A 23,182-nucleotide genomic window follows, 5' to 3' on the forward strand; every position below is an offset into this window, starting at 1 on the left:
AGATCTGGAAGCCCGGTAACGGGTGGAGGTGACTGGTACTAATAGGCCGAGGGCTTGTCCTCAGTTGCTCGCGTCCACTGTGTTGGTTCTGAAACAACGAACAGTTGTGTCGGCTGAACAGCGTCACTACTTAATTGAAGAGTGTGCTTGTTCGCTGCCCTGTTTGAGATCCGGCCGATCTTGATCTGCTGGATATTTCATAGGGTTTCGGTGGTCATAGCGTGAGGGAAACGCCCGGTTACATTCCGAACCCGGAAGCTAAGCCTCAAAGCGCCGATGGTACTGCAGGGGGGACCCTGTGGGAGAGTAGGACGCCGCCGAACAATTTTTGGAGGACCCCTGGTCCCAGCGTTCACGCTGGGACCAGGGGTCCTTTTGTTTTTTGCCGAAGCGCGCCGGCACCCATGCTGCGCAAGAATGACTGCGGTACCGAAGACTAGGAGTCACCGATGTCCACCAACTCTCCCGACGAGCGTCCGGAGCGCGAGCAGCGCCGCCGGGACGGTGGTGACCGGGGCGGATACCGCGGGGCTCCTCGCCGCGACAACGACCGCGGTGGTTACCGCGGGCGTGACGACCGCCGCGACGACAACCGCGGCGGAGGCTACCGGGGTCGCGACGACCGCCGTGACGGCGGCGACCGTGACCGTGGTGGGCGTCCGCCGTTCCGTCGCGACGACCGGTCCGGCGCACCGCGTCGTGACGACCGTCGTGACAACGACCGCGGTGGCTTCCGCAGGGACGATGACCGGCCCGCCTTCCGCCGGGACGACCGCCGTGACGACCGCGACCGCGGCGGATTCCGCCGCGACGACAACCGTGGTGGTGGCGGCTTCCGCGGGCGCGACGACCGCCGCGACGACCGCCGTGACAACGACCGCGGTGGCTTCCGCCGTGATGACAACCGTGGTGGTGGTTACCGGGGTCGTGACGACCGGCGCGACGGTGACCGTGGTGGGTTCCGTCGTGACGACGACCGTGGTGGGTTCCGCCGTGATGACCGCCGTGACGACCGGCGCGATGACCGCCGTGACGGTGACCGCGGTGGCTTCCGGGGTCGCGATGACCGGCGCGATGACAACCGTGGTGGCGGCGGGTTCCGTGGGCGCGACGACCGTGAGGGCGGGCGTCCTCCCTTCCGTCGTGACGACCGGTCCGGTGGGCCGCGTCGTGATGACCGCCGTGATGACCGCCGTGACGATCGGCGCGACGACCGCCGTGACAACGACCGCGGTGGCTTCCGCCGTGATGACAACCGTGGTGGTGGTTACCGGGGTCGTGACGACCGGCGCGACGGTGACCGTGGTGGGTTCCGTCGTGACGACGACCGTGGTGGGTTCCGCCGTGATGACCGCCGTGACGACCGGCGCGATGACCGCCGTGACGGTGACCGCGGTGGCTTCCGGGGTCGCGATGACCGGCGCGATGACAACCGTGGTGGCGGCGGGTTCCGTGGGCGCGACGACCGCGGGCGCGGGCCGCGTCGGGACGACCGGGGCGGGCGGCCCGGCGGGTTCCGCGGGCGGGACGACCGGCGTGACGGCGACCGTGGCGGGTACCGCGGCGGACGCGACGACCGCGACCGTGACCGCGAGCCCATCAAGCGGCTGCCGATCCCGGAGGACGTCACCGGGTACGAGATCGACAAGGACGTACAGCAGGAGCTGCAGAGCCTTCCCAAGGGTCTGGCCGAGGACGTCGCCAAGAACCTGGTGATGGTCGCCAAGCTGATCGACGAGGAGCCCGAGCAGGCGTACGCCTACTCGAAGGTCGCCCTGCGGCTCGCCTCCAGGGTCGCCGCCGTGCGTGAGGCCGCCGGCTTCGCCGCGTACGCGAACCAGAAGTACAGCGAGGCCCTCGCCGAGTTCCGTGCCGCGCGCCGGATGACCGGCAGCGTCGAGCTGTGGCCCGTCATGGCGGACTGCGAGCGCGGGCTCGGCCGGCCCGAGAAGGCCCTTGAGATGGCCGGTGCGCCCGAGGTGCAGAAGCTGGACAAGGCGGGGCAGGTCGAGATGCGGCTCGTCGCCGCCGGGGCCCGCCGCGACATGGACCAGGTGGACGCCGCCATCGTCACCCTCCAGAGCCCCGAGCTGGCCTCGAACTCCGTGCAGCCCTGGACCGCGCGGCTGCGGTACGCGTACGCCGACGCGCTGCTGGCGGCGGGCCGCGAGGACGAGGCGCGCGAGTGGTTCGCGAAGGTCGTCGAGTCCGACAAGGACGGCAGCACCGACGCCTCCGACCGGCTCGCCGAGCTGGACGGCGTCGAGTTCGTCGACGCTCTGGTGGACGACGAGGACGAGGAGAAGGCTCTCGCGCCGGTGGCCTCGGACGAGGACGCCGATGCCGACGAGGACGTCGACGCCGACCTGGACGCGGACGAGCGCAAGGACGCGGACGAGCGCTGATCGCTGAGATCGCCGAGTCATCGGCACGCGGAAGACGGAACGGGCGGCTCCCTGGAGGGGGCCGCCCGTTCCCGCGTATGCGGAGGGAAGGAAGGATCAGAAGGAGAGGTCGCGCAGCACCAGGCCCGTGGCGGGCTTGGGGCCGAAGGACGTCGACTTGCGGGGCATCGTGACGCCCTGCTGGGCCAGCTCGCGCACGACCTCCTCGCGGACCGGGTGCATCAGGACCGCCGTGCCGCCGTCGCGCTCCGCCTTCTCGACGGTCGCCGCCGTGTCGTGGATGTACGCGATGTGGTCCGGGGTGTCGGGGATCCGCCAGACGTGGTCGAGCAGGGTGGCGTGCAGGACCGTCGCGTCCAGGGTGCGCCAGGCCTCGGGGTACTCGCCCGGGATCGTACGGTCGAGGAGGGCCTGGGAGGGGCGGTCCACGAGGTGGAAGGAGCCGTCGCCGACGAGGACGAAGGCGTTGCCCTTGGCGGCGGCCTCGGCCAGGGCGTCCAGCGCGTGGTCGAGCGGGCCCTCGACGGTGCGTACGCGGAAGGAGTCGCCGAGGGCCGCGAGCGCGTCGGCGACCGGCAGCCGGTGCAGATAGCGGTGGATGGCGCGGACCCGCAGCGGATAGCGGGCGGTGTCCACCAGCAGGACCAGGCCGTAGTCCCAGGCGCTGGGGGAGGGGTGCTCGGCGCGCACGCGCAGGTTGGTCGCCCAGCGGTGGTGGCCGTCGGCGATCAGGGCCTGGTGGCGGGAGAGATCTGACTGGATCTCGGCGAGCTCCGCGGGATCCGTCACGGACCACAGGCGGTGGTGGAAGCCGTCCTCGGTGGTGGTCGACAGGAGGGGCTCGCGCCGGACGGTCCGTTCGAGCACGGACCCCGCGCCGGTGGGCTCGGCCTCGCTGTCGGTGCGGTACGTCAGGAGCAGCGGCTCCAGGTTGGCGGAGGTCGCGCGCATCAGGGCGGCGCGGTCCTCGACGACGTGGGGCATGACGTCCTCGTGGGGCAGGACGACGCCGTCCTCGGCCGGTGAGAGGCGGAGCGCGCCGATGATGCCGCGCTGGAGGATGTCGCTGTTGCGCTGTTCGTATACGTAGAGACTGGGCTCGGCGTCGGGGGCGAGGATGCCCTCGGCGAGCCAGCTGTGCAGGGTGTCCGCGGCCTGTTGGTTGCGGGCGGCCGGGGTCGTGGCCTGCGGGAGGATCAGCCGGACGATGTTGTGCGGGTCGGCGGACTCCAGGTGGAGGAGCCCGTCGGGGCGGACGACCACGTCGTACGGGGGCGACGTCACGGCGGCGAGGCTGCCCACCCGCTCGGGGATGTAGCGCACCCCCCGGAAGGGGATCAGGTCGAGGCCGTGGGCGTCCGTGTGACCCGCTGTATTCATTGGGGCATCGTATGTGTGCGAGCCGTGTAGGCGATGATCGGGGGGTGAGATCGAGCGAGGAGAGATGTGTAATGAGCCAGACCGCGGACCCCAGTGCAGGTCGGAGCGTCCGGACGTGTCCGGGGGCCGGTGCGCGGGCGCTGAGCGAGGCCTATGACACGGCTCTGCTGGATCTGGACGGGGTGGTGTACGCGGGCGGGCAGGCCATCGCGCACGCCGTCGACTCGCTCGCGAGCGCGCGGGCGGGCGGCATGCATCTCGCGTACGTGACGAACAACGCGCTGCGCACGCCGGACACGGTGGCGGAGCATCTGACGGAGCTCGGGATCCCGACCGGCGCCGCGGACGTGATCACGTCGGCGCAGGCGGCGGCGCGCCTGGTCAGTGAGCAAGTGCCCGCGGGGGCGCGGGTGTTGGTGATCGGCGGCGAGGGGCTGCGGGTCGCGTTGCGCGAGCGGGGTCTTGAGCCGGTGGATTCGGCGGACGACGATCCGGCTGCGGTCGTGCAGGGGTACGGCGGTCCCGACATGGCGTGGGGCCGGTTCGCGGAGGCCTGTTACGCGATCGCGCGCGGGGTGCCGTGGTTCGCGTCGAACACGGACCTGACGATTCCGAGCGGGCGGGGCATCGCGCCGGGCAACGGCGCGGCCGTCGAGGTCGTACGCATCGCGACGGGCGCCGAGCCGCAGGTGGCGGGCAAGCCGCTGCCCCCGATGCACCGCGAGACGATCCTGCGGACGGGTGCGCGGCGGCCGTTGGTGGTGGGCGACCGGCTCGACACGGACATCGAGGGGGCGTTCAACGGCGGGGTGGACTCGCTGCTCGTCCTGACCGGTGTCACCGACGGCGCGCAGCTGCTGGCCGCACCGCCCGAGCACCGGCCGACGTACGTGGACGCGGATCTGCGCGGGATGCTCACCGGGCAACCCGAAGTCACCGCCGTGGACGGCGGGTTCGGCTGTGGCGGGTGGACCGCTTCGGTGCGGGGCGGTGCGCTCGCGCTGGACGGCGAGGGCGAGGCCATGGACGGGCTGCGGGCGCTGTGCGCCGCGGCCTGGACCGATGCCGGGGACGGGGTCTGCACGCTGGACGCGGACAAGGCGCTGGCACGGCTCGGGGTGTGAGGACGGGGCGGGCGGGGGCGCCGGTTCAGGCGCTCTCGTTGCGTTCGATCAGTTCGTCGGTGGTGGTGTGCTTGCGCCAGTAGCCGGAGAACGTGACGCGCTTCCGGTCGATGCCGCGGTCGCCGACGAGGTGGCGGCGGACGGCCTTGACGGTCGCGGACTCGCCGGCGACCCAGGCGTAGGGGGTGCCTTCGGGGAGGGCCGCGCCGCGGATCGCGTCCGTGGTGGCGCCCTCCTCGGTGAGCCAGTGGATCTCGGTGTCGGCCTTGGTGGGCAGGGGCTGGCGGTCGGCGAGGTCGTGGAGCTCGACCCAGACGCGGGTGGGGAGGCCGGGCGGCAGGATTTCGAGGATGTTGGCGACGGCGGGCAGCGCCGACTCGTCGGCGGTCAGGAGCAGCCAGTCGGTGTCGTGCGGCGGCCGGAAGTCGTACGCGCCGTTCTCCTCCTCGACGGGGGCGAGGACGCCGATGCGCGCGCCGGGCCGCGCGGTCCGTGCCCAGCTGGTGGCCGGGCCGTCGGTGGGGGAGGGGGCCGCGCCGTGGACGGCGAAGTCGACGGTCAGCTCGTCGGGGTCGCGGCGCAGGTCGCGGGTGGTGTACGTGCGCATGATGCCGCGTACCGCGGGGTCGAGGGCGCACCAGGCGGCGTACCAGTCGGTGGCGTCGCCGGTGTCGGTGTCCGGCATGACCGGGGAGTCCTGGCCCGGGTGCGGCAGGAAGATCTTGATGCGCTGGTCGCGGCCGGCCGTGGCCATGCGGGACAGGTCGGGGCCGCCCAGGGTGACGCGGATCATGGCGGGGGTGACGTGCTCGGTGCGCAGGACCCGGGCGTCGAAGAACTGGTAGGGGGATTCGGTCATCGCTTGAGCCTCTTCGACTTCTCGACGGCGGCGGCGAGCCGCTCGGGGGACGGGGCGTATCCGGCGTAGCTGTGGCGCTCCTCCATCTACCGGGGCATGGCCCGGTAGGCCCTGACGGCGGGGAGCGGGGACCGTCGAAGTGAACTAGGAGGGTAGGCTAACCTAACCTGGTGTTGGTCGACAGTCCCCCAGAACCCGGCGCGGAGACCGCTCCCGCGCCCCCCAAGCGCCGCGCGATACGCAGCATCGGGCTGCTCGCCGCTCTGGCGGTCCTGCTGCTCGTCTTCCTCACGAGCATCGCGGTCGGCGCCAAATCGATGTCCCTGGACCAGGTCTGGCACGGGCTGTTCCAGGACACGGGGACGTATGACGACGTCGTGGTCGGGGAGCGGCTCGCGCGCAGCCTGCTCGGACTGCTCGCCGGGGTCGCGCTCGGCCTGTCCGGCGCCGTCCTCCAGGCGCTCACCCGCAACCCGCTGGCCGACCCCGGACTGCTCGGCATCAACCTCGGCGCCTCGGCCGCGGTGGTCAGCGCGATCAGCTTCTTCGGCGTCACCTCGCTGAGCGGCTACGTGTGGTTCGCCTTCGTCGGCGCCCTCCTCGTCGGCCTGCTGCTCTACATCCTGGGCGGCGCGCGCGGCGCGACACCGGTGCGGCTCGCGCTGGCCGGCACGGCGATCAGCGCGGCGCTCTACGGCTATCTGCAGGCCGTCATGATCATGGACGGCGCCGCGCTCAACAAGATGCGCTTCTGGACGGTCGGTTCCCTGGCCTCCGCCAACATGGACACCATCAAGCAGGTGCTGCCCTTCCTCGTGATCGGCACCGTGATCGCGCTGGGCCTGGCCCGGCCGCTGAACGCCATGGCCATGGGCGACGACACCGCCCGCGCGCTCGGCGCCCGTCTGACGCGCACCCGCGCGCTGTCCATGGCCGCGGCGACGCTGCTGTGCGGGGCCGCGACCGCCGCCTGCGGGCCGATCGTGTTCGTCGGCCTGATGGTGCCGCACATCGTGCGCTCCTTCACCGGGCCCGACCTGCGCTGGATCCTGCCGTACGCGGCCGTCCTCTCGCCGGTGCTGCTGCTCGGTGCGGACGTCGTCGGGCGCGTGGTGGCGCGGCCCTCGGAGCTCCAGGTGGGCATCGTGACCGCGGTCATCGGCGCGCCGGTCTTCATCCTTCTCGTCCGGCGGCGGAAGGTGGCCCAGCTGTGAAGGCGATCCGCACCCGGGGCGGCCTCTCCGTCCGCCTCGACGTCCGCACGGCCGTCGTCGTGACCCTGCTCGCCGTCGCCGCGCTCGTCGCGAGCGTCGTCCTCATCGGCACCGGCGACTTCGAGATCCCGGCCGCCGACGTCCTGCGCACCCTGCTCGGCAACGGCGACGCGGGCCAGGAGTTCATCATCAACGAACTGCGCCTGCCGCGGGTCCTGGTCGGCCTGCTGGTCGGCGCGGCCCTCGGCCTCGGCGGCGCGCTCTTCCAGTCCATCGCCCGCAACCCGCTGGGCAGCCCGGACGTGCTCGGCCTCGGCCAGGGCTCGACCGCCGGGGCGCTCGGCATGATCGTCCTGTTCCAGGGCAGCGCGCTCCAGGTCGCGGCAGGCGCCCTCGTCGGCGGCCTGGTCACCGGCCTCGCCATCTATCTGCTCGCCTGGAAGCGCGGTGTGCACGGCTACCGCCTCGTCCTGGTCGGCATCGGCGTCTCCGCGTTCATGACGGCGATCAACGGCTATCTGCTCACCAAGGCGGACTTCGTCGACGCCGCCCGCGCGGTGGTCTGGATGACCGGTTCCCTCAACGGCCGGGACTGGGAACAGGTCTGGCCGCTGCTCGTGCTCTGCGCCGTCCTCGTGCCCGTCGTGCTCGTGTACGGGCGGTCGCTGCGGATGCTGGAGATGGGCGACGACGTCGCGAACTCGCTGGGCGTACGCGTGGAGCGCACCCGCTTCGTCCTGCTGGTCGCCTCCGTGCTGCTCACCGCTGCCGCCACCGCCGCCGCGGGCCCCGTCAGCTTCGTCGCGCTCACCGCGCCGCAGCTGGCGCGCCGCCTCACGCGCTCCCCGGGACCCAACCTGATGCCCGCGATGTTCATGGGCGCCACGCTCCTGGTCGTCGCCGACTGGGCCTCGCAGCGGGCCTTCGGCGCGGACCAGCTGCCGGTCGGCGTCGTCACCGGCGTGCTCGGCGGCGGCTATCTGCTGTGGCTGCTCGTCACCCAGCGCAAGGCGGGGCGGATATGAGTCCCCGCCGCGAACCCGTACCACCCCACGACCAGGAGCGTGCTGCTGTGAACCGGCTCATCGCCGACGACGTCACCCTCGGCTATGACCAGCGCGTCATCGCGTCGAAGCTGTCCGTCGAGATCCCCGACAACTCCTTCACCGTGATCGTGGGCCCCAACGCCTGCGGCAAGTCCACGCTGCTGCGCGCCCTGTCGCGGATGCTCAAGCCGTCCGCCGGGCGGGTGCTGCTCGACGGGAACGTCATCCAGTCGATGCCGGCGAAGAAGGTCGCCAAGACGCTGGGCCTGCTGCCGCAGTCGTCCGTCGCGCCCGACGGCATCACGGTCGGCGACCTGGTCGCGCGCGGCCGCTACCCCCACCAGGGCCTGCTGCGGCAGTGGTCGCCGGAGGACGAGCGGATCGTGAACGAGTCGATGGAGGCGACGGGCGTGCGCGAGCTCGCCGAGCGCTACGTCGACGAGCTCTCCGGCGGGCAGCGCCAGCGCGTGTGGATCGCGATGGCGCTCGCCCAGCAGACGCCGCTGCTCCTCCTCGACGAGCCGACGACGTTCCTCGACATCCAGCACCAGCTCGACGTCCTCGACCTGTGCGCCGAGCTCCACGAGGAGCAGGGGCGCACGCTGGTGGCCGTCCTGCACGACCTGAACCACGCGGCCCGCTACGCCACGCACCTCATCGCCCTGCGCGACGGCGCGGTGATCGCCGAGGGCGCGCCCTCCGACATCGTCACGGCGGAGCTGGTCAAGGAGACCTTCGGGATCGACTGCCGGATCATCGAGGACCCGGAGACGGGGACGCCGCTGGTGATCCCGGCGGGGCGCTCGGGGCGGGGCCGGTCCGCGGGCGGAGCGACCGATGCGGCGAGCGGAGCGGCCAAAGCAGCGATCTGAGCGGCTAGAGCAGCGATCTGAGCTTCAGCAGGTCCCGGAAGCCCGCCTCCAGCCTGACCCGGCCGGAGCCCCACGCCTTCGCGAAGTTGAGCTCGCCCGCCACCATGGCGACCAGGTCGTCGCCCGTCATCGCAAGACGGATCTCGGCCCTCTCGCGGGGCGGGCCCGGGCGGCTGTCGTGCACCGCGATCCGGCCGTTCTCCAGACGCCCCGTGAAGGTGGCGTCGAGGTCGGTGACGTGGCAGCTCAGCGAGCGGTTCAGGGCAGCGGCGCTGCGCACGTCGCCGTCGGCCGACGCGAGGTTGTCCGAGAGTCTGTCGAGTGCGGTACGGCACTCCGCCATGGTCGCCATCGTGATCGACGGTACCCCAGCGCTTCGGGGTAGCGTCGTGCCATGAGCGACTCTTACGCGGGCCCCGAAGAGGGGGAGGCGGTGGAGCCGGAGCCTCAGGTTCCGGGCGAACCGTCGTACGACCCCGCCGCCCCCGCGCCCCTGGGCGTCGAGCGCACGCCCACCGGAAACGCCGAGGTGGACGAGCGTCTCGCCCGGCTCGGCGACGCCGACCACCTCGCCACGGACGGCCACGTCGAGGTGTACGAGGATGTACACCAGGGCCTGCGCGACGTGCTGACCGCGCTCGACGCACGCCCCGGCCCGCCGGCCCCCGCCGCGGCCCCCACACCTTCGTACAACAGGAGCTGAACCGAACGTGGCAGGAGTGGCACGACGCCGCCTCGACGCCGAGCTGGTCCGCAGGAAGCTCGCGCGTTCGCGCGAGCACGCGAGCCAGCTGATCGCCGCAGGCCGGGTCACGGTCGGCAAGACCGTCGCGACCAAGCCCGCGACGCAGGTCGAGACGGCCGCCGCGATCGTGGTCTCGCAGGACGACGGCGACCCCGACTACGTCTCGCGCGGCGGGCACAAGCTCGCGGGCGCCTTCGCCGCCTTCGTGCCGCAGGGCCTGGTCGTGGAGAAGCGGCGCGCGCTCGACGCGGGCGCGTCCACCGGCGGCTTCACTGATGTGCTGCTGCGCGCCGGCGCCGCTCACGTCGTCGCCGTCGACGTCGGCTACGGCCAGCTCGCCTGGTCGCTGCAGAGCGACGACCGGGTCACCGTGAAGGACCGTACGAACGTACGCGAGTTGACGCTCGACGCCATCGACGGCATCCCCGTCGACCTGGTCGTCGGAGACCTCTCCTTCATCCCGCTCGGCCTGGTGCTGCCCGCCCTCGTGCGGTGCGCCGCCCCCGACGCCGACCTGGTGCTCATGGTCAAGCCGCAGTTCGAGGTCGGCAAGGAGCGGCTCGGCAGCGGCGGCGTGGTGCGCAGCGCCGCACTGCGGGCCGAGGCCGTGTGCGGCGTCGCGCGCCAGGCGTGGGGGCTCGGCCTCGGGGTGCGCGGGGTGACCGCGAGCCCGCTGCCAGGGCCTTCCGGAAATGTCGAGTACTTTCTGTGGCTGCGCGCCGGGGCCGATGAGCTGGACCCGGCGGACGTTGACCGTGCCGTGGCGGAGGGGCCCCGTTGACCCAGACCCGAGTGACCCAGACCCGAGCTCGTACCGTCTTCCTGCTCGCGCACACCGGACGGCCCGCGGCCATCCGCAGCGCCGAACTCGTCGTCCAGGGGCTGCTGCGCAGCGGCCTCGGCGTGCGGGTCCTGGCGGCGGAGGCCGCTGATCTGCCGCTCCCCGACGAGGTCGAGACGGTCAAGGAGGCCACGGCCGAGTGCATCGACGACTGCGAGTTGATCGTCGTCCTCGGCGGTGACGGGACGCTGCTGCGCGGTGCGGAGTTCGCGCGGGCCTCCGGGGTGCCGATGCTCGGGGTCAACCTCGGGCGCGTGGGCTTCCTCGCGGAGGCGGAGCGCGACGACCTCGACAAGGTCGTCGACCGGGTGGTCACCAAGGCGTACGAGGTCGAGGAGCGCATGACGATCGACGTCGTCGTGCACCGCAACGGCGATGTCGTGCACCGGGACTGGGCGCTGAACGAGGCGGCCGTGCAGAAGGTGTCGCCCGAGCGGATGCTGGAGGTCGTCCTGGAGATCGACGGGCGGCCGGTCACCGGCTTCGGCTGCGACGGCATCGTGTGCGCGACGCCGACCGGCTCGACGGCGTACGCGTTCTCGGCGGGCGGGCCCGTGGTGTGGCCGGAGGTCGAGGCGCTGCTGATGGTGCCGATCAGCGCCCACGCCCTGTTCGCCAAGCCGCTGGTGACCTCCCCGGACACCGTGCTCGCCGTTGAGGTCCAGCCGCAGGCCCCCAACGGGGTGCTGTGGTGCGACGGGCGGCGGACCCTGGAACTGCCCTCCGGCGCCCGTGTGGAGGTGCGCAGGGGCGAGGTGCCGGTGCGACTCGCGCGGCTGCACCACGCGTCGTTCACGGACCGGCTCGTCGCCAAGTTCGCGCTGCCGGTGTCGGGGTGGCGGGGCGCGCCGCACTGACCTCGTGGGGCGTGGCGCGTCGTGCTGATCTCCTGGGGCGCGGCGCGTCGTGCTGATCTCCTGGGCTACGTCGCGCCGACCACGGAGATCGCGCGCCTGCGCATGACGGCGCGCACCGGCAGGCCGGTGGCCAGCAGCGTCAGGAGCAGGGTGCCCGTCGCCACGCCGGTCGGCACGGGCCAGGGCAGGTACGGCAGCGCGCTGCCGAAGGCCGTGCTCAGGATGGGCGCCAGCGTGCCCAGCGCGATGGCGGTGCCGAGCAGCAGCGCCGTGCCCGCCACGACCACGGCCTCCCAGGCCGCCATCGCCCGTACCTGCGCCCGCTGGCTGCCCACGACCCGCAGCAGCGCGACGTCGCGGCGACGCTCGAAGGAGATCATCGCGAGGGTGTTCGCCGCGGCGATGGCGGCGAAGCCCGCGTACAGCCCCGTGCCCACGTAGTCGAGCCAGACCTCGCCCGTGCTGCCCGCCGAACCGGTGTGGTGCCGGGCCGTCGTATGCATGCCGATCTTGGTGAGTCCGAAGCCGACGACCAGGACGAGGGGGACGACCGCGGCGGAGAAGCGGCGGGGCTGCGAGCGGACGTTGAGCATCGCGAGGCGCGCGCTCGGGCCGAACCGGCCGACCAGCGCGGACACCAGCCAGGCCGCGGGCCCGATGATGCGCGGCCCGAGCAGCCCGGCGCCGGCGCAGAACAGGATGAGGACGAGGAACGCCCCCTCGCTCGCCTCGTCCGCGGGCTGCCGCGACAGGAGCACCGAGACGACGCACGCCCCCGCGACCGCGAGCACGCCCAGCGGCGCCCGCAGGACGCCGAGCCCGCGCCGTCCCGTCGCCGCCTCGGACAGGGCGCGGGCCGGGCGCAGCAGCGAGAAGCGCAGCGCCGACAGGAGGGCGGCCAGGGTCGTCGTCACCACGGCCACGCCGAGGCACACCGGCAGGGCGAGCCAGCTGAAGCGGAAGCCCGCCTCGGCGGGCAGCAGCCCGTGCTCCACCATCCCCGCGTGCCACCAGCGGGCGCCGAGGCCGCCGAGGAAGAATCCCGCGAGGGCCGCGGGGATCGAGGCCGCCAGCGCCTGGACGGCGACCGCACGGCGGATCTGGCGGGGCTTGGCGCCGATGGAGCGGACCATGGCGAGCTCGCGGTGCTGCTGGGCGACGGCCGTGCCCATCGTCGAGACGACCACGAAGATCGACATATAGACAGAACCGATCAGGAGGACGACGGCCATGTCGCCGACGCCGTTCTCCGTGATCTGCCTGCGGGCCGCCGCGGAGAGCCCGTCGGGGCGGTCCGCGCTCGTCGTGCCGAGCATCATCGTCGAGGCGCTCACCACGGTCGCCGCGAAGAGCGCGGCCACCGCCGTGCCCGCGAACGCCGGTCGGTGCGCCCGCAGCGCCGCCTGTGCCAGTCCTGTTGCCATGTGGATCATGGTGCGCCGGGGGAGCGGCGGGATACGAGGGGGCGGGCCGGTGGATCTTGCTGGGGCGGGCCGGACGGATCACGGTGGGGACAACCCCACCCCCGCGAGTGACAGCGGTGTCAGAAGCGCCGTCTCGACCTGCGCCTTCGCCAAAGGGGCCCGGGGCCCGTCGCACACCGGGCCCCTGACCTCGTAAGGTCTTGTTCCGTGTTGGAGGAGATGCGGATACGGTCGCTCGGAGTCATCGACGACGCGGTCGTCGAGCTGTCGCCAGGTTTCACCGCCGTGACGGGCGAGACCGGTGCGGGCAAGACGATGGTGGTCACCAGCCTTGGCCTGCTGCTCGGCGGGCGCGCGGATCCCGCCCTGGTGCGGATCGGCGCGAAGTCGGCGGTGGTGGAGGGGCGCGTCAGCGTGCCCGCGGACGCCTCGGCGGCCGTGCGCGCGGAGGAGGCGGGCGCCGAACTCGACGACGGGGCGCTGCTGATCAGCCGTACCGTCTCGGCGGAAGGGCGCTCGCGCGCGCATCTCGGCGGGCGTTCCGTGCCGGTGGGACTGCTCTCCGAACTCGCCGACGACCTCGTCGCCGTGCACGGCCAGACCGACCAGCAGGGCCTGCTCAAGCCCGCCCGGCAGCGCGGCGCCCTCGACCGGTACGCGGGCGACGCGGTCGCCGTGCCGCTCGCCAAGTACACGGCCGCCTATCGCCGGCTGCGGGCCGTCACCGTCGAGGTCGAGGAGATCACCACGCGCGCGCGTGAGCGGGCGCAGGAAGCGGATCTGCTGCGCTTCGGCCTGGAGGAGATCGCGGGCGTCGAGCCGCGCGCGGGGGAGGACGTCGAGCTCGCCGCCGAGGCCGAGCGGCTCGGCCACGCCGAGGCCCTCGCCTCCGCCGCCACGTCCGCGCACGCGGCCCTCGCCGGCAACCCCGAGGACCCCGAGGGCGTCGACGCCTCGACGCTCGTCGCGGGCGCCTCCCGCGCCCTTGAGGCCGTACGGTCCCACGACCCGGCCCTGTCCGCGCTCGCCGACCGCCTCGGGGAGATCGGCATCCTGCTCGGGGACGTGGCGGGCGAGCTCGCCGGGTACGCCGACGACCTCGACGCCGACCCGCTGCGGCTCGCCGCGGTCGAGGAGCGGCGGGCCGCGCTGACGCAGCTCACCCGGAAGTACGGCGCCGACATCGACGCCGTGCTCGCCTGGGCGGAGGAGGGCGCGGCACGGCTCACCGAACTCGACGGCGACGACGACCGGCTGGCCGAGCTGACCGGGGAGCGCGACGCGCTGCGGGCCGAACTCGCCGGGCTCGCGCAGGCGTTGACCGAGGCGCGCCAGGAGGCGGCCTCGCGGTTCGCGGCGGCGGTGACCGAGGAGCTGGCCTCGCTCGCGATGCCGCACGCCCGCGTCTCGATCGCCATCAGCTGTACGGAGGTTCCCGAGGGCGGGGACGGGGTCGAGGTCGGCGGGCGTACGGTCGCGTACGGGCCCGCGGGCGTCGACGAGGTCGAGCTGCTGCTCGCCCCGCATCCGGGGGCGCCGCCCCGGCCGATCGCCAAGGGGGCCTCGGGCGGTGAGCTGTCGCGCGTGATGCTCGCCGTCGAGGTGGTCTTCGCGGGGACGGACCCCGTGCCGACGTACCTCTTCGACGAGGTCGACGCGGGCGTCGGCGGCAAGGCGGCGGTCGAGATCGGGCGCCGGCTCGCGCGCCTCGCCAAGTCGGCGCAGGTCGTGGTCGTCACGCACCTGCCGCAGGTCGCGGCGTTCGCGGACCGTCAGCTGCTGGTCGAGAAGACGAACGACGGCATGGTGACGCGGTCCGGGGTCCAGGTCCTGGAGGGCGAGGACCGGGTGCGGGAGCTGTCGCGGATGCTGGCGGGCCAGGAGGACTCGGAGACGGCGCGGGCCCATGCGGAGGAGCTGTTGGCTACGGCTCGGGGGGACGGGTAGCGGGCGGGGCGCCTTGGGCGGTGCGCTGTTCGTCCGTCTGGGGGGCGGGCATCGTTGGCGCCCGCGCCTTGGGCGGGCGTCTGCGCGGTTGCTTCGTCGGTGGGGCGGGGCCGCGGGGGTATGTGCGTACTCGCCATCCCTGCGCCCCGCCCCAAGTCCAAAGACGCCATCGCCCGCTCAGTGCTCCGTTCGCACATACCCCCACGTCCCCTCGGGCCGGTCGGGCGCGTGCGGCCCGGTGCGCCCGCGCCGCGGTGGGCGGGACCGTGCCGCTCCGCTGTGGGCAGGCGTTCCGCAAGGCGGAACGGGTGGGCACAGCCCACGGTGCCGGGTGGCGATCAAGGAGGCGCCCGCCCCGGTGCAGGCGGGCACACCCCCGGTGCGGGGCAGCGATGACCGTGGCTCCAGGCCCGGTGCGGGCGGGCGGCGGCCACGGGGAGGGGCGTGGTTCCTGAGGCGCCCGCCACGGCAACGTACGAAAGGAAGACGGCGTACAAACCTCGCAAGGCTCACCCGGTTGGGTGATCCCGGTCGCGGAGTTGCCCATTCAAATACGGAAGTGACCTTTCGGCGGTGCCGGAACGCCCGTGCGGACTGGCATCCTTGGCGCAGCATCTGCCCGAGACCCGTCCGAGCACCGACCGACGCATACCCAGGAGCCCCGGCCACGTGAGCCACGTGAGCAGCCACTCGCCGCACGGACAGACGCCGCTGCACACCGTCCAGGTCCTCGGCGGCGGCAGCGCGGGCAGCAGCGCGCACGTCCGATCGCTGGCCGCGGGCCTCGCCGCCCGGGGCGTGCGGGTCACCGTGTGCGCCCCCGAAGAGGCCGCCCGTGCCTACGACTTCACCGGCACCGGCGCCCGGCACGTCCCCGTGCCCCGCAGCGGCGACCCCGCCTCCGTGGCCGCGCTCCGCGCCGCCTGCGCCGACGCCGACCTCGTCCACGCGCACGGACTGCACGCCGCCCTGCGCGCCTCCGTCGCCCTCACCGGGCGCCGTACCCCCCTCGTCGTCACCTGGCACACCCGCGCGCACGCGGAGGGCGCCCGCGCCCGCGTCCTGCACCTCCTGGAGCGGCGGGTCGCCAAGGCCGCCGCCGTGGTCCTCGGCACCTCCTCCGACCTCGTCGACCGGGCCCGCAGCAGGGGAGCCCGCGACGCCCGCCTCGCGCCCGTCGCCCTGCCTGCGCCGCGCCACCAGGACACCGCCGAGGAACCCGACCGCCTCCTGCACAAGGCCCGCGCCGAACTCGGCGCCGTCGACCGCCCGTTGATCCTGGCCGTCGGCACCCTCGAACGGCACCGCGGCTACGACGTCCTCCTGGACGCCACGCGCGCGTGGCGCCACCTGGACCCGCTGCCCCTGCTCGTCGTCGCGGGCGAGGGTCCCGAACGGGCCGCCCTCCAGCACCGCATCGAGGACGAGCAGCTCCCCGCCCGCCTGGTGGGGCGCCGCGACGACGTGCCCGAACTCCTCGCGGCCGCCGACGTCGCCGTGCTGCCCAGCAGCTGGGAGTCCCGCTCCGTCCTCGCCCAGGAGGCCCTGCACGCGCGCGTGCCGCTCGTGGCGACCGCGGTCGGCGGCGTCCCCGAACTCGTCGGCGACGCGGCCGAACTCGTCCCCTACGGCGACGCGCACGCCCTCGCCATCGCCGTCGTACGCCTCCTCGCCGACCCCGTGCGCCGCGCCCAGCTCAAGGAGCAGGGGCAGGCCCAGGCCGCCACCTGGCCGACCGAGGACGAGACGGTCACCCAAGTCCTCAGCGTCTACGACGAGTTGACCCAGCCGCTGCCGTACAGCTGAGCTACGGCACGTGCCTGCGGGCCCGCAGCGCCAGGCTCAGCGCGAGCACCGTCTGCGGGTCGTCCAGGTCCGTCCCCAGGAGTTCGCTGATCCGGGCCAGGCGGTTGTACAGCGTCTGGCGGTTCAGGTGCAGCTCGCGCGCAGTCTCCGCCTTGCGGCCCGCGTGCGCCAGATACGTCTGCAGCGTCGGCAGCAGCGGCGGCTTGGCACGGTCGTCGTGGGCGCGCAGCGGGCCGATCGCGCGGTCCACGAACGCCGCCAGATCGGGGTGGTCGCGCAGCCGCCACAGCAGCAGGTCGATGTCCAGGCGCCGCGCGTCGTACCAGGGCCGGTCGGACAGGCCCTGCGCGGCCGTCGCCGTCTCCGCCGCGTGCCGCAGCCCCGCCGACGCCGCCGCCCAGCCGCCCGCGACCCCGACCACCACGACCGGCGGCTGCGCGCCGGGCCGCCGCATCCCGGCCCGCTCGACGCCCGCCCGCAGCGCCGCCGCGACCCGGTCGGCCACCGCGGTCCGCTCCGACTCCGACCGCAGGCCGAGCAGCAGCGGCACCCGGCCCTCCACGGGACGTACGCCGAGCAGCGCGGGCACCCCCACCGACGCCAGCTCCTCCGCGACCGCCCGGGCGAGGACCGCCCAGCCGCCCCCGGCCGGCAGTCCGTCCGGGATCCGCATCACCACCGGCAGCAGCGGGCCGCCCGTCGCGCCGGGCTTGAAGCCGAGGACGCGTGCCTGCGCGGGGGCGTCCTCGGCGGTGATCCGGCCCTCGGCGAGATCGGTGAGGAAGTCGCCGCGGCCGCGCGCCGCGAGCTCCTCCTCCTGGCGGGCCTGCATCAGCACCACCGCGAGGCTGCCCGCAGCCCGCTCCGCCGCGATGCGGTGCACCGGCAGCGGCGCCGACTCCACGGCCAGCAGCACCAGACGGGCCCGCACCGAGCCCGCGCCGGGGCCGCCGCCCGGCACGTCGACGATGACCGCGCTCGCGGGCGGGCCCTCGCGGTCGACGGCGCTGCCCCGCAGGCCCTCCCACACCTGGAGCGGATCCGCGCACTCGGTGTCCGCCCCGGCGGCGTACAGCAGCTGTCCGTCCGCCGTCTCCAGGAACACCGGGTTGCCGCTGAACTCTGCGAGGATGCCGAGGACCTGGGGGATGCCGCCCCCGCCGAGCAGCGCCTCCGTACAGCGTCTGTGCACCTCCTCGGCCCGCTGGAGCAGCGCGTAGTGGCCGTTGACGATCTCGGTGTGCACCTCTTCGGTGACCGTCACGAACGGCACCTCCCGGTGCAGCTGCACCAGCGGCAGCCCGGCCGCGCGCGCCGTCTCCACGAGCGCGGCGGGCAGCCGGGCGAAGCGCGGACCCAGCTCGACGACGAGCGCCGCGATGCCCCGCTCGGCGAGCTTGCGCACGAAGGCGCGCTGCTCGGCGGGGCGGGTGCCGAGCCCGAGCCCCGTGGTCAGCAGCAGTTCGCCGCCCTTGAGCAGCGAGGCGATGTTGGGCACCTCGCCGGCGTGCACCCAGCGCACGGTCCGCTGCAGCCGGTCCGCGCCCGCGACGACCTCGGGCAGCCCACCGCGCAGCCCCGGCAGTTCCAGCGCCCGCTGCACGGTGATGCCGCCCTGAGTGGTGGTGCCCTGCGGGGCCTGGGTGCCGTGACTGTCCATGGCGCGGACGCTACCGGGGCCGACCGCCGCGGGCACATCCCGGGCCGGTCACGGCCGCGGCCGAACGCACGGACGGCGACGGGCGGGCGCCCGTCGCCGTCCACGGCAGGAGGGTCCTAGCCCCCGTACGCCCCCGAAGCGGTCAGCCGCAGTGCCGTGTCGATGAGCGGCACGTGGCTGAAGGCCTGGGGGAAGTTGCCGACCTGGCGTTGCAGGCGCGGGTCCCACTCCTCGGCGAGCAGCCCGAGGTCGTTGCGCAGGGCGAGGAGCTTCTCGAAGAGCTTGCGGGCCTCGTCGACCCGCCCGATCATCGCGAGGTCGTCGGCCATCCAGAACGAGCAGGCCAGGAAGGCGCCCTCGTCGCCCTCCAGGCCGTCCACGCCCGCGTCGTCACCGGAGGTGGGGTAGCGCAGGATGAACCCGTCGGGCGTGGACAGCTCGCGCTGGATCGCCTCGATGGTGCCGATGACGCGCTTGTCGTCCGGCGGCAGGAAGCCCATCTGCGGGATCAGCAGCAGCGAGGCGTCCAGCTCCTTGGAGCCGTAGGACTGCGTGAAGGTGTTCCGCTCCTTGTCGTAGCCCTTCTCGCAGACGTCCCGGTGGATGTCGTCGCGCAGCTCGCGCCACTTCTCCAGCGGGCCGTCCGCGTCGCCGGACTCGATGAGCTTGATGGTGCGGTCCACGGCGACCCAGGCCATCACCTTGGAGTGCACGAAGTGGCGGCGCGGGCCGCGCACCTCCCAGATGCCCTCGTCCGGCTCGTCCCAGTGGTCCTCCAGGTAGCGGATCAGCTTGAGCTGGAGCAGCGAGGCGTAGTCGTTGCGGGCCAGGCCCGTCATGTGCGCCAGGTGCAGGGCCTCGGTGACCTCGCCGTACACGTCCAGCTGGAGCTGGTGGGCGGCGCCGTTGCCCGCCCGGACGGGCCGGGAGTTCTCGTACCCGGGCAGCCAGTCCAGCTCCGTCTCGCCGAGCTCGCGCTCGCCCGCGATGCCGTACATGATCTGGAGGTTGTCCGGGTCGCCCGCGACCGCCCGCAGGAGCCACTCGCGCCAGGCGCGGGCCTCCTCGCGGTAGCCGGTGCGCAGCAGCGAGGAGAGCGTGATGGCGGCGTCGCGCAGCCACGTGAAGCGGTAGTCCCAGTTGCGCGAGCCGCCGATGTCCTCGGGCAGCGAGGTGGTGGGCGCCGCGACGATCCCGCCGGTCGGCGCGTAGGTGAGCGCCTTGAGCGTGATCAGCGAGCGGACCACGGCCTCCCGGTAGGGGCCGTGGTACGTACAGTGCTCGACCCACTCCCGCCAGAAGGTCTCCGTGGCGGTGAGCGCCGCCTCGGGCTCGGGCAGCGCGGGCGGCTCCTTGTGGGAGGGCTGCCACGAGATGGTGAACGCGATCCGGTCACCCGGTGCCACGGTGAAGTCCGAGTAGGTGGTCAGGTCCTTGCCGAAGGTCTCGGCGGACGTGTCCAGCCATACGGAGTCGGGGCCCGCGACGGCCACCGTGCGCCCGTCGACCTTGTGCACCCAGGGCACCACACGGCCGTAACTGAATCGCATGCGCAGTGCCGAGCGCATCGGCACCCGGCCGCTCACGCCCTCGACGATCCGCACCAGCTGCGGGGCGTCGGTGTCGCGCGGCGGCATGAAATCGATCACGCGGACGGTGCCGCGTGAGGTGTCCCACTCGGATTCGAGCACCAGGGAGTCGCCGCGATAGGTGCGGCGAGCGGCAGCCGGCGGCTGCGCCTCCGGGTTGTGCGCGGGCCCAAGGCGCCAGAAGCCGTGCTCCTCGGTGCCCAACAGGCCGGCGAATACGGCGTGGGAGTCGAAGCGGGGCAGGCACAGCCAGTCGACTGTGCCGTCCCGGCAGACCAGGGCAGCGGTCTGCATGTCTCCGATGAGTGCGTAGTCCTCGATGCGCCCGGCCACGTGCATCTCCAGTCGAACGGCCACGTTCGCCCCGCGGGGCGCTTACTGGTCAGCGGTCAAGTGATCGTTGACGAGCGCTAGTTCCGGGTGCAAGGCGGGGTGATGCCGTGTGCCGGATGGGGCTCGGCAGCGAGTGTCCGAGCAGGATACGACGCACCCTAGTGATCTGTGCGCCCCTCTTGGCAACGAGGCTCCGCCGAACGGGTGAGCGCCAGGTGAGAGGCGGTGTGACCGGGGTCGCGACGGGTGTGCGCGTGCCGTGACGGTGTTGTGTGCGCCCGGTGGCGGAGCGTGGCCGGAAGCAGCCTCGCCGCGTCGCTGATACCCTGGTAGCCCGTGAGCCGGTGGTCCTAGAACCCCCGAACCGCAGCGACGGCACCTCCCCCGAATCCCTGGTGAGGACGCCGGTACGCACCTCCAGACCGCGACCACGGGAGCCCCCTCTTGGCCATGCAGCCCAAGTCCACGACGACCAAGCACATCTTCGTCACCGGGGGTGTCGCCTCCTCCCTCGGCAAGGGGCTGACCGCCTCCAGCCTGGGCGCGCTGCTCAAGGCGCGGGGTCTGCGGGTCACGATGCAGAAGCTCGACCCGTACCTGAACGTCGACCCGGGCACGATGAACCCGTTCCAGCACGGCGAGGTGTTCGTCACGAACGACGGCGCCGAGACCGACCTGGACATCGGCCACTATGAGCGCTTCCTCGACGTCGACCTCGACGGCTCGGCGAACGTGACCACCGGCCAGGTCTACTCCCAGGTGATCGCCAAGGAGCGGCGCGGCGAGTACCTCGGCGACACCGTCCAGGTCATCCCGCACATCACCAACGAGATCAAGCACCGCATCCGCCGCATGGCCACCGACGACGTCGACGTGGTCATCACGGAGGTCGGCGGCACGGTCGGCGACATCGAGTCCCTGCCGTTCCTGGAGACCGTGCGCCAGGTCCGCCACGAGGTCGGCCGCGACAACGTCTTCGTCGTGCACATCTCGCTGCTGCCCTACATCGGCCCCTCCGGCGAGCTGAAGACCAAGCCGACCCAGCACTCGGTGGCCGCGCTGCGCAACATCGGCATCCAGCCCGACGCGATCGTGCTGCGCGCCGACCGCGAGGTGCCCACCGCCATCAAGCGCAAGATCTCGCTGATGTGCGACGTCGACGAGGCCGCCGTGGTCGCCGCCATCGACGCCAAGTCGATCTACGACATCCCGAAGGTCCTGCACACCGAGGGCCTGGACGCCTACGTGGTGCGCAAGCTCGACCTGCCCTTCCGCGACGTCGACTGGACCCAGTGGGACGACCTGCTGGACCGCGTGCACAACCCGAAGCACGAGGTCACCGTCGCGCTGGTCGGCAAGTACATCGACCTGCCCGACGCCTACCTCTCGATCACCGAGGCCATGCGCGCCGGCGGCTTCGCCAACAAGGCCCGCGTCAAGGTCAAGTGGGTCACCTCGGACGACTGCAAGACCCCGGCGGGCGCCAAGAAGCAGCTCGGCGACGTCGACGCGATCCTCATCCCCGGCGGCTTCGGCGACCGCGGTGTGAACGGCAAGATCGGCGCCATCCAGTACGCCCGCGAGAACAAGGTGCCGCTGCTCGGCATCTGCCTCGGCCTGCAGTGCATCGTCATCGAGGCCGCCCGCAACCTCGCGGACATCCCGGACGCCAACTCCACCGAGTTCGACGCCGCGACCGCCCACCCGGTGATCTCCACCATGGCCGAGCAGCTCGACATCGTCGCGGGCGACGGCGACATGGGCGGCACGATGCGTCTGGGTATGTACCCGGCCAAGCTCGCCGAGGGCTCCATCGCGCGCGAGGTGTACGACGGCAAGGAGTACGTGGAGGAGCGCCACCGTCACCGCTACGAGGTGAACAACTCCTACCGCGCCGAGCTGGAGAAGAAGGCCGGCCTGCAGTTCTCCGGCACCTCCCCGGACGGCAAGCTCGTCGAGTACGTCGAGTACCCGCGCGAGGTCCACCCCTACCTGGTCGCCACCCAGGCGCACCCGGAGCTGCGGTCCCGTCCGACCCGGCCGCACCCGCTGTTCGCCGGTCTCGTGAAGGCCGCCGTCGAGCGCCAGGAGAGCGAGCGCAAGACGGGCGGCAAGCAGGGCAAGTAACACCGGAGCGATACGGTTGCCGGGGTGCGTGTCTTCGCGACACGCGCCCCGGCTTCTGTTTGCACGTGTGGGAGGACAGCGCGACATGACGATCAAGGACACCGCCGAGGAGTGGCAGATCACGGAGACGCGGACCCCGTTCGTCGGCAACAAGACCTCCGTGCGCGTCGACGGCGTGGTCATGCCCGACGGGTCCGTCGCCCACCGCGACTACCAGGTCCACCCCGGCTCGGTGGCCGTCCTCGCGCTCGACGACGACGGCCGCGTCCTGGTCATCCGCCAGTACCGCCACCCCGTGCGCCACAAGCTCTGGGAGATCCCCGCGGGCCTGCTGGACGTCCCCGGCGAGAACCCCCTGCACGCCGCCCAGCGCGAGCTCTACGAAGAGGCGCACGTCAAGGCCGAGGACTGGCGCGTCCTCACCGACGTCTTCACCACCCCCGGCGGCTGCGACGAGGCCGTGCGCGTCTTTCTCGCCCGCGACCTGGCCGAGGCCGAGGGCGAGCGGTTCGAGGTCTCCGAGGAGGAGGCCGACATGGAGCTCCAGCGCGTACCGCTGGACGAGCTCGTGCGCGGTGTCCTGGCCGGGGAGCTGCACAACAACTGCCTCGTGGTGGGTGTCCTCTCGCTGTACGCGGCGCTCAAGGGCGACGGCCTCGACGCGCTGCGCCCGGCCGAGGCGCCGTGGCCGGCCCGCCCCTTCGAGGCGTAGGCCCGTCCCGGCGTTCCGATATGACGATCCACTGATCCGATCGGGCGACTTGTGCGTGCCGCGCAACCGGGAGCGCCACGGGGCCTGAACTAGGCTCTGAAAGCGTCCCGCCCGAAGTCCCGGCGGGTTCGTGCAGGCGGACGGGAGCGTGGCCCGTGACGGATCAGGCGGTCGACACGGACGGTGCGGCGGCGGGCGGTGCCGTGCCGTCGCCCGCGGGTGCCGCGTTGGAGCCGACGGA

Annotated in this window: 19 protein-coding genes and 1 rRNA gene; 14 read left to right on the forward strand and 6 right to left on the reverse strand. The window is 72.9% G+C overall.

The genetic code is table 11. From position 1 onward, the window contains the following. Positions 1 to 206 precede the first annotated feature (206 nt). The 3 genes from rrf (at position 207) to AB0L89_RS39125 (ending at position 2,405) form a co-directional block, all read left to right on the forward strand. A 5S ribosomal RNA gene (rrf, locus tag AB0L89_RS39115) occupies positions 207 to 323 on the forward strand. A gap of 94 nt (positions 324 to 417) precedes the next feature. Next, on the forward strand, positions 418 to 1,716 hold the full coding sequence (locus AB0L89_RS39120) for a hypothetical protein (protein ID WP_365152520.1): 1,299 nt from the start codon (positions 418 to 420) through the stop codon (positions 1,714 to 1,716). Beyond that, positions 1,608 to 2,405 carry a hypothetical protein gene (locus AB0L89_RS39125; RefSeq protein WP_365152509.1) on the forward strand — a complete coding sequence of 266 codons (798 nt, stop codon included), beginning with the start codon at positions 1,608 to 1,610 and terminating at the stop codon, positions 2,403 to 2,405. Before AB0L89_RS39120 ends, AB0L89_RS39125 begins: the two co-directional genes overlap by 109 nt. Positions 2,406 to 2,501: 96 nt before the next feature. On the opposite strand, the gene AB0L89_RS39130 is transcribed toward AB0L89_RS39125, so the two are convergent. Further along, a complete protein-coding gene (locus AB0L89_RS39130) occupies positions 2,502 to 3,785 on the reverse strand; it encodes a DUF1015 domain-containing protein (protein WP_365152390.1) in 1,284 nt (427 codons plus the stop codon). A gap of 71 nt (positions 3,786 to 3,856) precedes the next feature. On the opposite strand from AB0L89_RS39130, the gene AB0L89_RS39135 reads away from it, so the two are divergent. Next, complete coding sequence (locus tag AB0L89_RS39135) at positions 3,857 to 4,909, forward strand: HAD-IIA family hydrolase (RefSeq protein ID WP_365152392.1); 1,053 nt, start codon at positions 3,857 to 3,859, stop codon at positions 4,907 to 4,909. Positions 4,910 to 4,934: 25 nt separating this feature from the next. Here AB0L89_RS39135 and AB0L89_RS39140 read toward each other — a convergent pair whose 3' ends face one another. Beyond that, entirely contained in the window at positions 4,935 to 5,768 is an 834-nt protein-coding gene (locus tag AB0L89_RS39140; RefSeq protein WP_365152394.1) for a siderophore-interacting protein, read from the reverse strand. A gap of 170 nt (positions 5,769 to 5,938) precedes the next feature. Here AB0L89_RS39140 and AB0L89_RS39145 point away from each other — a divergent pair, with 170 nt between their 5' ends. Genes AB0L89_RS39145 through AB0L89_RS39155 form a run of 3 tightly spaced genes read left to right on the forward strand, consistent with a single transcriptional unit; the run spans position 5,939 to position 8,900 of the window. Beyond that, positions 5,939 to 6,982, forward strand: coding sequence for an iron chelate uptake ABC transporter family permease subunit (locus tag AB0L89_RS39145; protein ID WP_365152396.1), 1,044 nt, complete (start codon positions 5,939 to 5,941; stop codon positions 6,980 to 6,982). After that, on the forward strand, positions 6,979 to 8,007 hold the full coding sequence (locus AB0L89_RS39150) for an iron chelate uptake ABC transporter family permease subunit (RefSeq protein ID WP_365152398.1): 1,029 nt from the start codon (positions 6,979 to 6,981) through the stop codon (positions 8,005 to 8,007). Before AB0L89_RS39145 ends, AB0L89_RS39150 begins: the two co-directional genes overlap by 4 nt. Then, positions 8,004 to 8,900 carry an ABC transporter ATP-binding protein gene (locus tag AB0L89_RS39155; protein ID WP_365152400.1) on the forward strand — a complete coding sequence of 299 codons (897 nt, stop codon included), beginning with the start codon at positions 8,004 to 8,006 and terminating at the stop codon, positions 8,898 to 8,900. The genes AB0L89_RS39150 and AB0L89_RS39155 overlap by 4 nt, the downstream gene beginning before the upstream one ends. Before the next feature lie 4 nt (positions 8,901 to 8,904). Here AB0L89_RS39155 and AB0L89_RS39160 read toward each other — a convergent pair whose 3' ends face one another. Beyond that, positions 8,905 to 9,252, reverse strand: coding sequence for an alkyl sulfatase C-terminal domain-containing protein (locus AB0L89_RS39160; protein WP_365152402.1), 348 nt, complete (start codon positions 9,250 to 9,252; stop codon positions 8,905 to 8,907). 42 nt (positions 9,253 to 9,294) lie between these two features. On the opposite strand from AB0L89_RS39160, the gene AB0L89_RS39165 reads away from it, so the two are divergent. The 3 genes from AB0L89_RS39165 to AB0L89_RS39175 are packed head-to-tail and all read left to right on the forward strand — an operon-like array spanning position 9,295 to position 11,343. Beyond that, a complete protein-coding gene (locus tag AB0L89_RS39165) occupies positions 9,295 to 9,603 on the forward strand; it encodes a hypothetical protein (RefSeq protein WP_365152404.1) in 309 nt (102 codons plus the stop codon). A 7-nt stretch (positions 9,604 to 9,610) separates the two neighbouring features. Further along, complete coding sequence (locus AB0L89_RS39170; RefSeq protein WP_365152406.1) at positions 9,611 to 10,426, forward strand: TlyA family RNA methyltransferase; 816 nt, start codon at positions 9,611 to 9,613, stop codon at positions 10,424 to 10,426. An 11-nt stretch (positions 10,427 to 10,437) separates the two neighbouring features. Next, entirely contained in the window at positions 10,438 to 11,343 is a 906-nt protein-coding gene (locus AB0L89_RS39175) for an NAD kinase (protein WP_365152511.1), read from the forward strand. Positions 11,344 to 11,408: 65 nt separating this feature from the next. Here the strand turns inward: AB0L89_RS39175 and AB0L89_RS39180 are convergent, their stop codons facing one another. Continuing rightward, positions 11,409 to 12,767: an FtsX-like permease family protein gene (locus AB0L89_RS39180; protein WP_365152408.1), complete on the reverse strand. Its 1,359-nt coding sequence runs from the start codon at positions 12,765 to 12,767 to the stop codon at positions 11,409 to 11,411. Positions 12,768 to 12,986: 219 nt separating this feature from the next. Between AB0L89_RS39180 and recN the strand changes: the two genes are divergently transcribed. Beyond that, positions 12,987 to 14,714, forward strand: a complete 1,728-nt coding sequence (gene recN, locus AB0L89_RS39185; RefSeq protein ID WP_365152513.1) for a DNA repair protein RecN — start codon at positions 12,987 to 12,989, stop codon at positions 14,712 to 14,714. Positions 14,715 to 15,383: 669 nt separating this feature from the next. Next, positions 15,384 to 16,520: a glycosyltransferase family 4 protein gene (locus AB0L89_RS39190; protein WP_365152410.1), complete on the forward strand. Its 1,137-nt coding sequence runs from the start codon at positions 15,384 to 15,386 to the stop codon at positions 16,518 to 16,520. A gap of 1 nt (position 16,521) precedes the next feature. On the opposite strand, the gene AB0L89_RS39195 is transcribed toward AB0L89_RS39190, so the two are convergent. Next, the gene (locus AB0L89_RS39195; protein ID WP_365152412.1) at positions 16,522 to 18,180 is read right to left on the reverse strand and encodes a PucR family transcriptional regulator; all 1,659 of its coding nucleotides are present in this window, start codon (positions 18,178 to 18,180) and stop codon (positions 16,522 to 16,524) included. Positions 18,181 to 18,296: 116 nt separating this feature from the next. After that, a complete protein-coding gene (locus tag AB0L89_RS39200) occupies positions 18,297 to 20,108 on the reverse strand; it encodes a glycoside hydrolase family 15 protein (RefSeq protein ID WP_365152515.1) in 1,812 nt (603 codons plus the stop codon). Positions 20,109 to 20,552: 444 nt separating this feature from the next. Between AB0L89_RS39200 and AB0L89_RS39205 the strand changes: the two genes are divergently transcribed. Together AB0L89_RS39205 and AB0L89_RS39210 are read left to right on the forward strand one after the other, a co-directional pair. Then, entirely contained in the window at positions 20,553 to 22,229 is a 1,677-nt protein-coding gene (locus AB0L89_RS39205) for a CTP synthase (RefSeq protein ID WP_365152517.1), read from the forward strand. 85 nt (positions 22,230 to 22,314) lie between these two features. Continuing rightward, positions 22,315 to 22,941 (forward strand): NUDIX hydrolase, encoded by a 627-nt coding sequence (locus tag AB0L89_RS39210; RefSeq protein WP_365152414.1) that lies wholly within the window; start codon positions 22,315 to 22,317, stop codon positions 22,939 to 22,941. The last annotated feature ends 241 nt before the right edge of the window (positions 22,942 to 23,182 follow it).

It is taken from the genome of Streptomyces sp. NPDC052114, from assembly GCF_040680155.1.
Classification (GTDB): Bacteria; Actinomycetota; Actinomycetes; order Streptomycetales; family Streptomycetaceae; genus Streptomyces.

What these genes read in the sequence shown, in the direction of transcription:
- AB0L89_RS39120 (WP_365152520.1), top strand. Translation starts at nt 418, where the DNA reads ATGACTGCGGTACCGAAGACTAGGAGTCACCGATGTCCACCAACTCTC.
- AB0L89_RS39130 (WP_365152390.1), bottom strand. Translation starts at nt 3,785, where the DNA reads ATGAATACAGCGGGTCACACGGACGCCCACGGCCTCGACCTGATCCCC.
- AB0L89_RS39135 (WP_365152392.1), top strand. Translation starts at nt 3,857, where the DNA reads ATGAGCCAGACCGCGGACCCCAGTGCAGGTCGGAGCGTCCGGACGTGT.
- AB0L89_RS39140 (WP_365152394.1), bottom strand. Translation starts at nt 5,768, where the DNA reads ATGACCGAATCCCCCTACCAGTTCTTCGACGCCCGGGTCCTGCGCACC.
- AB0L89_RS39155 (WP_365152400.1), top strand. Translation starts at nt 8,004, where the DNA reads ATGAGTCCCCGCCGCGAACCCGTACCACCCCACGACCAGGAGCGTGCT.
- AB0L89_RS39160 (WP_365152402.1), bottom strand. Translation starts at nt 9,252, where the DNA reads ATGGCGACCATGGCGGAGTGCCGTACCGCACTCGACAGACTCTCGGAC.
- AB0L89_RS39165 (WP_365152404.1), top strand. Translation starts at nt 9,295, where the DNA reads ATGAGCGACTCTTACGCGGGCCCCGAAGAGGGGGAGGCGGTGGAGCCG.
- AB0L89_RS39180 (WP_365152408.1), bottom strand. Translation starts at nt 12,767, where the DNA reads ATGGCAACAGGACTGGCACAGGCGGCGCTGCGGGCGCACCGACCGGCG.
- recN (WP_365152513.1), top strand. Translation starts at nt 12,987, where the DNA reads ATGCGGATACGGTCGCTCGGAGTCATCGACGACGCGGTCGTCGAGCTG.
- AB0L89_RS39195 (WP_365152412.1), bottom strand. Translation starts at nt 18,180, where the DNA reads ATGGACAGTCACGGCACCCAGGCCCCGCAGGGCACCACCACTCAGGGC.
- AB0L89_RS39200 (WP_365152515.1), bottom strand. Translation starts at nt 20,108, where the DNA reads ATGCACGTGGCCGGGCGCATCGAGGACTACGCACTCATCGGAGACATG.
- AB0L89_RS39205 (WP_365152517.1), top strand. Translation starts at nt 20,553, where the DNA reads ATGCAGCCCAAGTCCACGACGACCAAGCACATCTTCGTCACCGGGGGT.
- AB0L89_RS39210 (WP_365152414.1), top strand. Translation starts at nt 22,315, where the DNA reads ATGACGATCAAGGACACCGCCGAGGAGTGGCAGATCACGGAGACGCGG.